The sequence below is a fragment of the Mesorhizobium sp. P170090 genome (assembly GCF_057786115.1).
In genome coordinates, this window is record NZ_JBYNWH010000001.1 from 331,655 (window position 1) to 343,916 (window position 12,262).

12 protein-coding genes are annotated in these 12,262 nt (G+C 63.0%); 2 read left to right on the forward strand and 10 right to left on the reverse strand.

Features of this window, described 5'->3' with window-relative positions; genetic code table 11:
- Positions 1 to 25: 25 nt before the first annotated feature.
- Positions 26 to 658 carry a hypothetical protein gene (locus tag AC3EML_RS01660; RefSeq protein ID WP_488505138.1) on the forward strand — a complete coding sequence of 211 codons (633 nt, stop codon included), beginning with the start codon at positions 26 to 28 and terminating at the stop codon, positions 656 to 658.
- Positions 659 to 730: 72 nt separating this feature from the next.
- Here AC3EML_RS01660 and AC3EML_RS01665 read toward each other — a convergent pair whose 3' ends face one another.
- On the reverse strand, positions 731 to 1,606 hold the full coding sequence (locus AC3EML_RS01665; protein WP_352520854.1) for an NAD(P)-dependent oxidoreductase: 876 nt from the start codon (positions 1,604 to 1,606) through the stop codon (positions 731 to 733).
- 27 nt (positions 1,607 to 1,633) lie between these two features.
- Positions 1,634 to 2,398 (reverse strand): SDR family oxidoreductase, encoded by a 765-nt coding sequence (locus AC3EML_RS01670; protein ID WP_023744988.1) that lies wholly within the window; start codon positions 2,396 to 2,398, stop codon positions 1,634 to 1,636.
- Between the two features lie 185 nt (positions 2,399 to 2,583).
- Here AC3EML_RS01670 and AC3EML_RS01675 point away from each other — a divergent pair, with 185 nt between their 5' ends.
- The gene (locus tag AC3EML_RS01675) at positions 2,584 to 2,952 is read left to right on the forward strand and encodes a winged helix-turn-helix transcriptional regulator (RefSeq protein WP_352520853.1); all 369 of its coding nucleotides are present in this window, start codon (positions 2,584 to 2,586) and stop codon (positions 2,950 to 2,952) included.
- Between the two features lie 66 nt (positions 2,953 to 3,018).
- Here the strand turns inward: AC3EML_RS01675 and ftsH are convergent, their stop codons facing one another.
- The 8 genes from ftsH to tolQ form a co-directional block, all read right to left on the reverse strand.
- Positions 3,019 to 4,944, reverse strand: coding sequence for an ATP-dependent zinc metalloprotease FtsH (ftsH, locus tag AC3EML_RS01680; RefSeq protein ID WP_023673598.1), 1,926 nt, complete (start codon positions 4,942 to 4,944; stop codon positions 3,019 to 3,021).
- Between the two features lie 103 nt (positions 4,945 to 5,047).
- Entirely contained in the window at positions 5,048 to 6,463 is a 1,416-nt protein-coding gene (gene tilS / locus AC3EML_RS01685; RefSeq protein ID WP_352520852.1) for a tRNA lysidine(34) synthetase TilS, read from the reverse strand.
- Positions 6,464 to 6,514: 51 nt separating this feature from the next.
- Positions 6,515 to 7,597, reverse strand: a complete 1,083-nt coding sequence (gene ybgF, locus AC3EML_RS01690) for a tol-pal system protein YbgF (RefSeq protein WP_488505140.1) — start codon at positions 7,595 to 7,597, stop codon at positions 6,515 to 6,517.
- A gap of 211 nt (positions 7,598 to 7,808) precedes the next feature.
- Positions 7,809 to 8,315 carry a peptidoglycan-associated lipoprotein Pal gene (gene pal / locus AC3EML_RS01695; protein WP_488505141.1) on the reverse strand — a complete coding sequence of 169 codons (507 nt, stop codon included), beginning with the start codon at positions 8,313 to 8,315 and terminating at the stop codon, positions 7,809 to 7,811.
- A gap of 258 nt (positions 8,316 to 8,573) precedes the next feature.
- Entirely contained in the window at positions 8,574 to 9,878 is a 1,305-nt protein-coding gene (tolB, locus tag AC3EML_RS01700) for a Tol-Pal system beta propeller repeat protein TolB (protein WP_023673841.1), read from the reverse strand.
- Between the two features lie 38 nt (positions 9,879 to 9,916).
- Positions 9,917 to 11,074, reverse strand: coding sequence for an energy transducer TonB family protein (locus AC3EML_RS01705; RefSeq protein WP_352520850.1), 1,158 nt, complete (start codon positions 11,072 to 11,074; stop codon positions 9,917 to 9,919).
- Positions 11,075 to 11,081: 7 nt separating this feature from the next.
- Complete coding sequence (gene tolR / locus AC3EML_RS01710) at positions 11,082 to 11,534, reverse strand: protein TolR (RefSeq protein WP_023673843.1); 453 nt, start codon at positions 11,532 to 11,534, stop codon at positions 11,082 to 11,084.
- Between the two features lie 9 nt (positions 11,535 to 11,543).
- Entirely contained in the window at positions 11,544 to 12,254 is a 711-nt protein-coding gene (gene tolQ, locus AC3EML_RS01715) for a protein TolQ (RefSeq protein ID WP_023673844.1), read from the reverse strand.
- Between the last annotated feature and the right edge of the window lie 8 nt (positions 12,255 to 12,262).

Here is a 12,262-nt window from a genome sequence, read left to right on the forward strand (position 1 = left end):
ATCGCAGCATGCGCGGGCCTTTTTATTGCGCTCGAACACACCCGGCGTTGATCGACGTCTACATATCGCGGAAGCTGTCGGCATCATCTATTCGCCCACACTGCCCACCCAGACATATCGGTGGTTCGCAAAGATTCCAATTGAACATATGCAGAACAAATGGTATACAAAAGGACATCGAACTTTTGTCAACCAGGAGAGTCTTATGTCCAGATTGAAATTGGCGGCATTGGCTGTGACGGCATGGATTGCGTGGAGCGTCGCCCCTGCAAGCGCACTGACAATGAAGGAATGCGGCGAGGCTTATCGCACAGCCAAGGAAGGCGGCACTCTGAACGGCATGGATTGGACCGCTTTCCGCACCGAGAAGTGTGCGACGTCAGCTGCGGAGAGTGCCAGTACGGATGCGGTCAAAACCCAGCCGCAGCCGAAGAAGGAAACCAGCGCGGCGGTCGCCCCCGTTGTAGCGCCGACGGGCGTGACATTCCCGACCACCCTCGCCGCCGAATTCAAGACCGAGAAGCCCTCGAAGGCGCGTATGAAGACCTGCCTGCAGGGCTACCACGGCAACAAGGACGCGGGTACGTTGAACGGCCTTCGCTGGATCCAGAAGGGCGGCGGCTATTACAGCCTCTGCAACGCCAAGCTGAAGAGCTAATCGACCAGCAGCGTTTGAAGATCGAAGGCCCCCAACCGCAAGGTTGGCGGCCTTCTCTTGGGTCTTGCGCCGTCAAGCGCCTTGTTTCGAAAGCTGGAGCAGTGCGACCAGGCTTGTAAGATCGGCATTGGCCTGGCCGGCAGCCACCCCGCGCTTCAACAGGCTTTGCATCGGCAGGACGAGTTCGGTGCTGACATCAGCCGACCTGCTGGCATCGATGAGATTGACGTAGGCATCAGCCTGCATGCCCAGGTTGGAAACGACATTGCTGGTGTGATCGCCATTGTCGATCTGTTCGGCCCACTTCGGCAGCAGGCCTTGCATCGAATGAAGCCAGGAGGCCAGCAGCGGCATGAACTCGCCGGCCGGGATTCCTGCTGCGCCCGTCAATGCCAACGCCTGCCGAACGCCCGCGAACATGCCGTACATGCCGGTCAGAAGCGAGATATCATAGAGCGGCGCGAGGCCAGCATCCTCACCGAGGAATTTGCTGGTGCCGAGCGCTCCGAGCTGCCCCGAACAGGCATCGAACGCCTGGCGCGAACCGCTGTAGAGAATCAAGGCGTGCGGCCCGCCGATCATCGGCGGCACCGCCATGACGCCGCCGTCGATATAGCTGGCGCCCTGGCTCACCGCCCAGCCCGACATCGCCCGCGCCTGCTCGGGCGTGCCGTTGGTGAGATTGACCAATGTGCGGCCCGACAGCGCCGCTCGGCTTGGGTCGAGCACCTCACCAACGGTGTCATAGACAAGCAGGCACGCCACGATCAGTGGACTCGATCTAACGGCTTCCTCGACACTCTTGGCCACAATGGCGCCCTTGGCTGCCAAAGCCTCAGCCTTTGCCGGAGAACGGTTCCACACCGTCACCGCATGTCCCTGGTTCAGAAAGGCTTCGGCAAGCGCAGTGCCCATGGCGCCGAGACCGATTACTGTTATGTCGCTCATTCTGCTTCTCCTTGGTTTGTTGCGCGGTTACGCCGGTGTCGGGCTCAGGTCCTGGCCAAGGCCACCGTCCACGGTCAGCCGCGCGCCCGTGGTGAAGGTCGCGTCGAACGCCAGGAACAGCACTGCGCGCGCCACCTCCTCCATCGTGCCGTGGCGCTTCATCGGTGTGACCGCGTCGCCGATCGCCATGAAGGCGGCCCGCTCCTCGGCCGAGGCGTCGGCCACACCCATCGTCGGCGTATCGATGAAACCAGGGCTGACCACATTCACGCGGATGCGGCGCGGCAGAAGCTCGGCCGCCAGGACCTTGGCGAAGGCGCGCAGTGCCGCCTTCGATCCGGAATAGACGCTCATGCCGCCGGTGCCGGATTCGTCGGCGATCGACGAGGTGAAGACTATGGCGCCACCATCCCTGATGAGGGGCAGCAGGCGCTGCGCGGTGAAGAAAGCGCCTTTGGTGTTGATGTCGAAGGTGCGATCGTAACTGTCCTCGGTGACCCGCTCCACGGGTTCGAGATTGGCCACCCCGGCATTGACGTGAAGGAAGTCGATCTGGCCAAGCTTCTGCCCCACTTCGGCACCGAGCGTGACGATATCGGCCATGTCTGAGATATCGGACCGCACGACATGAGCTCGCGAAAGCAGCTTGGCTCGCGCGGCCTCGATGTTGCGCTGGTCGCGGCCGGTGACCAGGACCTCGGCGCCGCTTTCGATCAGGGCTTCGGCAACGGCGAGCCCCATGCCGTGCGTCCCGCCGATGACAACGGCCTTCTTGTTTGCGTATCGTGTCATGATCCATCCCTTTTTGACAAAATCCGGCCGCCGACGGCCTTTGCAGGTCGAAGCGAGGTACCGATATGAAGTTGTGGTGTTCGCCGATGCCGGCGAGCTGGTTTGAAGCTATGGACCGGCTTGGTTTTTCTCAAGTACCGACAAAAATGTAAGCTACCCACCGATTGCTCAGAATTGGATGAAACATGGGAAAGAAACAGCCAGATAGTTGCGGATTGGGGCCGGCGCTGGAGGTCATCAGCGGCAAATGGAAGGCGCTACTGCTCTGGCAGATTCACAAGGCGCCGGCACGATTCGGTGAGCTGAAGCGGCTGGTGCCTGACATCAGCGAAAAGATGCTGATCCAACAGCTGCGCGAAATGGAGGCCGACGGCATCGTCCATCGCGAAATCTTTCCCGAGGTGCCGCCGAGGGTCGAATACTCGATTACCGAATTCGGCATCGAGCTGGACAATGCCCTGATCCCGCTGGCCAGATGGGGCAAGCAACATGCTGGCCGGACTGACGGTGTGCGCCCCGGCCAAGCAAATGCATCCGTCCCGCATGCTCTTTGAGAGACCCTGAATAGCAAAACGCCGCGGATTGAGCCGCGGCGTTTTCTTGCATCAAGTGATGTCAGCTCAGCTCGATGGCTGAGGCTCCATGCCGCCTTCGGGCTCGGGACCCTTCTTGCGGCGGCCGGACTTCGGCACAGCCGAGCCGCGGCTTGTGGGGGTGTCATCCCCCAAATCTCGCGCGGGCTTCTGCCCGGCGATCAGCTGCTTGATCTCTTCGCCCGAAAGCGTCTCGTATTCGAGCAGGCCCTGCGCCAGAGCGATCCATTCCTTCTTCTTCTTGGTCAGAATGGATTTGGCCGTGACATAGGCCTCGTCGATCAGGCGGCGTACTTCGGCGTCGATGATCTGCGCAGTCTCTTCCGAGACGTTCTGCGTGCGCGCCACCGAATGGCCGAGGAAAACCTCTTCCTGGTTGTCGCCATAGGCGACGTGGCCGAGCTTGTCGGAGAAGCCCCAGCGCGTGACCATGGCGCGCGCCAGCTTTGTCGCCTGCTCGATGTCCGAGGACGCGCCGGAGGTGATGTTCTCCTTGCCGAACTTGAACTCCTCTGCGACGCGGCCGCCCATCATGATGGCAAGCCGCGAGATCATGTATTTGTAGCTCATCGAATAGCGGTCGCCTTCCGGCAGTTGCATGACCATGCCGAGCGCGCGACCGCGCGGGATGATGGTCGCCTTGTGCAGCGGATCGGCCGACGGCACGTTGAGCGCCAGGATGGCGTGGCCGGCCTCGTGATAGGCCGTGAGTTCCTTTTCGGCCTGGGTCATGGCCGACGAGCGGCGCTCGGCGCCCATCATGATCTTGTCCTTGGCGTCCTCGAACTCGGCCATGGTGACAAGGCGCTTGTTGCGGCGCGCCGCCATCAGAGCGGATTCATTGACAAGGTTCATCAGGTCGGCGCCCGAGAAGCCCGGCGTGCCGCGTGCGATCACCTTGAGGTCGACATTCGGTGCCAGCGGCACGTTGCGCACATGCACCTTGAGGATCTTCTCGCGGCCGACGATGTCGGGGTTCGGCACCACCACCTGGCGGTCGAAGCGACCCGGACGCAGCAGCGCCGGATCGAGCACGTCGGGCCGGTTGGTGGCGGCGATCAGGATGATGCTCTCGTTGGACTCGAAGCCGTCCATCTCGACCAGCAGCTGGTTCAGCGTCTGTTCGCGCTCATCATTGCCACCGCCGAGGCCGGCGCCGCGATGGCGGCCGACAGCGTCAATTTCGTCGATGAAGATAATGCAGGGAGCATTCTTCTTGGCCTGGTCGAACATGTCGCGCACACGGCTTGCGCCGACGCCGACGAACATCTCGACGAAGTCGGAACCCGAAATGGTGAAGAACGGCACATTCGCTTCGCCGGCGACGGAGCGGGCGAGCAGCGTCTTGCCGGTGCCGGGAGGTCCGACCAGAAGCACGCCGCGCGGGATCTTGCCGCCGAGGCGCTGGAACTTCTGCGGATCGCGCAGGAACTCGACGATCTCTTCCAGATCTTCCTTGGCCTCGTCGACGCCGGCGACATCCTGGAAGGTGACGCGGCCATGCGCCTCAGTGAGAAGCTTGGCCTTCGACTTGCCGAAACCCATGGCGCGGCCGGAGCCGGACTGCATCTGGCGCATGAAGAATATCCACACGCCAAGGATCAGGATCATCGGCAGGTAGGAGATCAGATAGCTGAACAGCGAGTTGGAACCGTCCGACTCAGGCCGCGCATTGATGGTGACGTTCTTGTCCTGCAGCCGCGAGACCAACTGCGGATCGCCAGGCGAATAGGTCTGGAAGCCATTGGCGTTGTCGGCGTAGGTGCCCGTGATGCGGGCGCCGGCGATGACCACCGTCTTGACCCGGCCGGCCGCGACCTCTTGCAGGAACTGCGAATAGGGAACGTCGGTCGAGGCCCCGCGAGTCTGCGGCGTCTGGAACAGATTGAAGAGAGCAATGAGCAGGACCGCTATGATCGCCCAGAGCGCGAGATTGCGATAATTCGGATTCATCAATTGTCCCGTTGGTGCCCGCTGGGACACGCGTCATGAGAGGAAACTTGCGCCTAACATAGGGAGAGCGCCCCCCCTTGCCAAGCATAACAGCACGTCTGGGTTAAGCTTTCGCGCCATGATCAACCGGCACTGTGGCGGCCAAAGGGCAAGCCGAGACAGGCGGTGCGCCGATCAACTCGGCCACGGCCTGCGCCAACACCAGATCGAAGCACGGCAGAAAACGGGCAAAGGGCGCAACGGCGGGACTGACGGCGATTGCCGCCGCCGCCGCTACATCCCCTGCAAAACCAAGGCATTCGCCGCCGCGCCATAGCGCCGGTTCCGCAGCCAGGGCGGCGCGCACAAGGCTTGGCGGCGCGCCACCCCCGGCAATCGGCGTTTTGGCGGCGGCAGCAGCGCCAAGCGGCGCGATCAACCATGCACCCGAACTGTCGCCCAATGTGATCGCCCCGGCTTCGATGTCTGGCGTGATCCGCCGGCGACCGTCCCAAAGCAGAGTGCCAGCTATCGGCGCGGAACGCGGCAGGTCGCGCGATTCACGGCGCAGGAAGATGCCGTTTCGCCTGATATCGACGACCGCCCGCGACAATGTGGCGCAAAGCCGACCGGCCCGCATTTGCTCGAACAGCGCTTCGCCGCGCGCCTGGTCCGGCAACAAGGCGGTGCCGCCCGTCGCCGCCAGCAGGACACGCAGCGCATAGACCGCGGCTCGCGTGTCGTCAGCTTCGGCAAGACCGGGATCGAGACGGATGAGACCCCTCGCCGGCCGGCTGGCAAATTCATCGATCAGGGCGGCGGCGCGGCGACCGAGTTGTTCGCGCTCGCCGGCGGCCCGCCTGGCCAGGCCGATCGCTTCGGCAAAACGCTGCCCGCTCCGGTCTTCGCCGAGCACGGCCCGGATGCGCGGGCGTTCGAAATTCGTGTCGATGTTGGTCGGATCCTCGACCCAGCCGACATGTTCGCGCTGCAGGAAGGCGCGCAACGCCGCGCGCCGCGCGCCGAGCAGCGGCCGCGCGATCCAGGTCCGCCAGTCATAGAGAGTGGCCGGCGCCATGCCGGCGAGACCTCGGCCTGCCGTTTCACCGAACTCTCGCCCATCATTCCGCGCGGCTCGCATCAGGACGGTCTCGGCCTGGTCGTCGGCGGTGTGGCCGGTCACGATCACACCAATGCCTTGCGCCTGCGCTGCCTCGGCCAGCAACCGGTAGCGCGCCTCGCGCGCCGCCGCGGGCAGGCCGGCCGACGGCTTGGCGCCGGACCAGTTGAGCGTCCGGTGCGTGATGCCGCGCTCGGCACAAAGCTTTGCCACGCTGTGCGCTTCGACTGCTGCTTCCGGACGCAGGCCGTGGTCGATCGTCACCGCCAGCAGCCGGGCTGTTGGGGCGCTGCGGTCGAGGTGAGCCTTGAGGAGAAGAAGGAGGGCGGTCGAGTCGCTGCCGCCGGACACGGCCGCAAGCGCGCCGTTGGTAAAGTCGATCTGCGAAAAATTCGAAAGGTCAGGCTCGGTATCGAGCATCAATGCATGTCGCGCAAAAGTGGTCCCGGTTCAGGGACGACACGGCAAAGACTAGCACGCCGCCAGCGCCCTCTCCTGCTTGACGCGTTCCTTGAGCGCGGCCGAAATATCGGGATAGCGCTTGCCGATCTCGCCGAAGGTGGCGCAGGCGACATCCTTCTGCTTGAGGCCGACCAGCGACACGCCAAGCTTCAGGAGCATGTCAGGCGCCTTCTTGGCCTTCGGATAGTCCTTGCTGGCGGAGAGGAAAACCTCGGCAGCGTCATGATACTTCTGCTGGCCAAGCAGCGATTCGCCAAGCCAGTAATGCGCGTCCGCCGCCTTGGCGTCCTTCGGGAACCGGGCGATATGGTCGCGAAAACCCTGCTCGGCGGTGCTGTAGTCGCCCGACAGGATGAACTGGTAGGAGTTGCGGTAGATCTCTTCCGGGTTGTTGGTGGCAGGCAGCGCCGCCACCACCGTGCCGTCGGACTTGCCGGTCTTAGCCCCGGTAGCCGGCGCCTCGGCGGCGGGAGCCGCACCTTCCGCCGGCGCGGTTGCCTGCGTGTTGCCGCCGGCGTCGATTACATTGCCGTTCTTGTCGACGGTGATGGTGCCGAAGGTCTTGGGCGGCGTGCCGTTGATCACCTTGCCGGGATCGCCGGTCTGCAATTCGACGATGACCTCGCCGACGCTCTGGCCGCCATCCGGCTGCGCGCCGGCATCGGCCGGCGCCTGGTCTGCCGGGGCCTCGGCGACGCCGGTGCCCGCGCCACCGTCCTGCGGCGCGGCCTCCGATTTCTTCTGGGCCGGCGGCTGCCCGCTGGAGCCGCCTTCCAACTGCTGGAAGCGGAACTCGTTGTCTTCCTGCTGCTTGCGCATCTGCTCCTGCATCTGCAGGATCTGGAAGTTGAGTTCCTCGAGCTTGCCGTTCATCTGCCGGAGCTGATCTTCCAGCCCCGCGGCGGCGGTGCCGTCCTGCTGCTGCGCGATCTGTTGCTGCTCCGGCTTCTCCTTCTTGCCGAAAATGCCGAGCGTCGGCAGATGGAAGGAAAAGCCGCTATCCGCGGGTTGTCCGGTGCCGCTCGCAGAAGCCGCGAAGCCTGATACGAGCAGCAGCGCAAGCGTGCCGCTCAAGACCGATCTGAAATGCATGTGCCTCTCGCCGTGAATATCGTGAGCCTGTTCGCGCCTTCCGATCACAGTGGGACCGGCACGACGCCCTCGGCTCTTAGCAGGAGGCGAGACTTCGGCCAAATTTTGTTTCCGGGTTTGTTTCCGGGACCGAAACTGAAAAAGGCGGCCACAAGGCCGCCTTTCGCATGGAAGTGTTGCAATTATGCGACTAAGGCCGCCGTCTTACTCATCAGGAGCCGGCGCCGGAGAGCGTGGTGACGGCGCGGCAATTCTGCGACCAGCAGGAGATGTCGTCGCAGACCGCGACCGGACGTTCCTTGCCGTAGGAAATGGTCTTCAGGCGGCTCGCCGAAACGCCCCTGGCGACCAGGAAGTCGCGGGTGGCGGCGGCGCGGCGGGCGCCGAGAGCCAGATTGTATTCACGCGTGCCGCGTTCGTCGGCATGGCCTTCGACGACGATGGCGTACTGCTTGTACTGGTTGAGCCACTGCGCCTGGCGCGACAGCGTCGTCTGCGCATCGGCGCGGATCGCGGTCGAGTCCGTGTCGAAGAAGATGCGGTCGCCAATGTTGACGGTGAAGTCCTGCGCCGAGCCCGGCGTTGCCGCACCCGCGCCATTGAGACCGAGATCGGCAGCGTTGTTCGGGGTTTTCTTCGAGGCGCAACCGGTGACGGCGAGCATCGCGATCAGGGCGATCATCGCCGGGTTTCTGGTAAGTGCTGCGATACGGCCCATGCCGCCTCTCCTTCGTATTCGAGTGACTTCGTTGATCACCCAGTAACCACGTTTGGGTTAACCGGCATTCAAGAAACACGGTTAAAATTTGGTTTCAGCCGCCGTCCCAGCCAAAATGACCTGATGCCACAATGGTCGCGGACCGTAGGCGGAAATGCGGCCAAAACGCGACTTTGGCGTGAAAAAAGCCCCAAAACGGGGCTTTTAAGGTAGTGTTGCCGAGTTGCAACGAAGCGAGCGGGCCAGGCCGAAACTTAGTTACTCCAGCAGCGGCGACCACGCCGGGTCGGAAGCAAAATTCGCGGTCGGGATCGACTGTTCGTTGCGGCCGGTGAGATCGACGGAAACCAGTTTTGGGCCGCCGGCGGAGTCGCGGAAGAACATCAGCACGCGGCCGTTGGGCGCCCAGGTCGGTCCCTCCTGCTGGAAGCCCGAGGAGAGGATGCGCTCGCCCGAACCGTCGGTCTTCATGACCCCGATCTGGAATTCGCCGCCGGTCTGCTTGGTGAAGGCGACGAGGTCGCCGCGCGGCGACCACACCGGCGTCGAATAGACGCCGTCGCCGAACGAAATGCGGGTCTGGCCCGAGCCGTCGGCGCCCATCACATAAATCTGCGCACGGCCGCCACGATCGGAAGTGAATACCACCTTGCTGCCGTCGGGCGAATAAGAGGGCGAGGTGTCGATGGCGGTCGAGTTGGTCAGCCGGGTGGTCGAGCGGCTTCGCAGGTCCATGGCGAAGATGTTGGAATTGCCGTCATCGCGCAGCAGGCTCATGATCACCTTCTGGCCGTCGGGCGAGAAGCGCGGCGCAAAGGTCATGCCGGGAAAGTTGCCGACCAGTTCGCGCTGTCCGGTCTCGATCTGCAGCAGATAGACCCGCGGCTGGCCGCTTTCATACGACATGTAAGTGATTTCCTGCCGATTCGGCGAGAAACGCGGCGTCAGCACGATCGAGCGGCCATCGGAGAGATAGCGCACATTGGCGCCGTCCTGGTCCATGATGGCGAGCCGCTTCTTACGCGCATTCTTGGCGCCGGATTCGTCGATGAAGACGACGCGTGTGTCGAAATAGCCCTTCTCGCCGGTGAGCTTCTCATAGATCGCATCGGCGATGATGTGGGCGACACGGCGTTGATTTGCGTCGTTGGCGAAAAACTGCTCCCCGGCTATCTGCTGGTTGCCAAAAATATCCCATAGTCGGTACTGGGCGCGGATTCGGCCGTCCGCCTCCTTGCTCACGCTGCCGGTGACCAGCGCCTGCGCATTGATCACCTTCCAGTCGTCGAAACGGGGCTGCGCATCCGGATTGGCGATCTTCTCGATGAAGGCGTTCTTGTCTATCGGTGCGAAGAGACCGGAGCGCTTCAGGTCGGCGGTGACGATCTCGGAAATCTGCGCGCCGAGCCCTCCCTGGAAATCTGGGATGGCGATCGGCATCGGTTCGACATTGCCTTTGTTGACGTTGAGCTCGAGGGTTGCTCGAGCAGGCAAGGTGACGACGGCGTTCATGCCCATCGCCATCGCGGCGACCATCAGGAGCGGCTTGAGGATGGATTTCATGTCTTCTCGCTTCTCTTGCTGATTTCTGGGTGCTCAGGCTACAGGCCAAGCATCGCTCTGGGATCGAAGTTGACGCGAACGTCGGACCAAATGTCATGCTTTCCGGCGGGCACCTGCAGGCCGGCGACATCGCATTTCTGCACAGCGCGAACCGCGCTGCTGTCGAACTGGGGGTTGCCGCTGGACTTCTCGACGGTCGGACGGCCCTCCAGCTTGCCGGAGGCATCCAGGCTGAAACGGATCACCACGGTGAAATCCTCAGAACCCTCAAGCCCAACCGGGAGGGTCCAGCAGCCACCGAGTTGTTCTTCCAATGCCCCTTGCTCGGACTTCGACAGCTTCTGGCCTTGATCCTTGTCGCCGCCTAGCGATGCCTGCTGGGTCGAGCGCTTGGCGCCGCCGCCGGATGGCTTCTGCTTGTCGAGCAAAGCCTTGATGTCAGCCTCATTGAACTGCTTGTCATCCAACTTCGGCTTCGACGAGGCTTCCTTGACTGGCTTGTCAGCGTCCTTGCGGTCCGGTGCCTTGGCGCTTTCGGCCTGCGCCGGCTGCGGCTTCGGCCGTGCTTCGGGAGCAGGAGCGGAAGTCGGAAGCTGCGCTTCTTCCAGAGGCTGCTGATCCGATATGGCTTCGGCGACCGCGTCGGGCTTCACGCGTGGCTTCGGCTCTATGGCGGCGGTCGTGTCCGGCTGCGGTGTTGGTGCAGGCTCCTTCACCGGGGTCGGCTTCGGTTCAACCTGCTTCACCGGCTCGGGCTTGACCTCTTCCTTCGGCTGCGGCTCCGGCGCCACCTCCGTCGCAGGTGTCGGCTTCGGCGCTTCCTTTGGCTTCGGCGTGTCCTCGGTCTTCGGCTTTTCGGTCGGCGTCGGCGCCGGAGCAGCCGTCGCTGTTTTCTCCACCGGCTTCGGCTTGGGATCGTCCGTCACCGGCTTGTCGGTATCAACGCTGTTCTCGCCGATTTTCTGTGCATCTGGCACGATGTCGGGACGCTTGGTCGGCATCGGCGCCGGCTTTTCATGCATCACCGCCTTCTTGTCGCCCTGCAGCGTCTGCGCAATGGCTTCCATGGGAACGATGTCGACCGCTATCGACTCGACATCCGTAGACGGCAGCGCGGCCGGCGCCGACAGGGTGAACAGGCCGAAAGCCAGTGCCACCGTATGCAGTATCACCGATGTGGTGAGGCCGGTCTTCATCGTGCGTCTACTGATCCTGTTGCTGCAGTGAAATCAGGCCGATATTCTTGTAGCCGGCGGCCTGGATGAGGGCCATGACCTCCATCGCGGCGCCATAGTTGGTCGCCTTGTCGCCGCGGATGAAGATGCGCTCTTCGTAGCCGGTCTTGGAAATCGCCTGCAGTTTGGCGACCAGCTCTTCCCTTGGGATTTCGGTCTCCTGCAGGAAAATCTTGCCGGCCGCGTCGATCGAAACGGTGATCGGCTGGGTGTCGGCGTTCATAGCCTTGGCCTTCGTCTCCGGCAGGTCGACCGGCACTCCGACCGTCAACATAGGTGCGGCGACCATGAAGATAATCAAGAGCACCAGCATCACGTCGACCATCGGCGTGACGTTGATTTCCGACATCAATGCATGGTGGCGGCCGCGCCGCCTGTGTCCGCGCCCGCCGCGTCCTGCCATGCCAACCGACATACCCATCTTCTTACCTCAGCCCTTAGGCGCTACTTTTTCATCGATTTGGCGCGAGAGTATGGCGGAGAACTCGTCCGAGAACCCTTCCATCCGCACCGCGATCTTGTTCGCGTCGGATGACAGCTTGTTGTAGGCGATAACCGCCGGTATGGCGGCGAGAAGACCGATGGCCGTCGCCAGCAGCGCTTCGGCAATGCCGGGTGCAACAACCGCGAGACTGGTGTTCTTCGAACCGGCAATCGCCTGGAACGAGGTCATGATGCCGATGACGGTGCCGAACAGGCCGATGAAGGGTGCGGCCGAACCAGTGGTGGCGAGAAAGCCGAGACGGCCCTCCAGCTTCTCCATCTCGCGCGTCAACGCCAGGTCCATCGCCTTGTCGATGCGGGTCTGCAGGCCGAGCGGCGATTTGGCCCCCTTCTCGAAGCTCTTCTTCCATTCGCGCATGGCCGCAACGAAGATCGCACCCATGCCCGTGGTCTTGCGGTCGGCAAGCGTGCGATAGAGCTCTTCCAGCGACTGCCCCGACCAGAACACCTGTTCGAAGCGATTGAGCGACAGACGCATGCGGGCATAGCTGACCAGCTTGTCGACGATGATCGCCCAGGTCCAGACCGAGGCGCAGAGCAGACCGATCATGACCAGCTTGACCACCCAGCTGGCCTGTGTGAACAGCGCCCAAATCGACAATTGCGCTGCCGGATCGGCGAGTGCGGTAGTTTCCATGCTTCAGT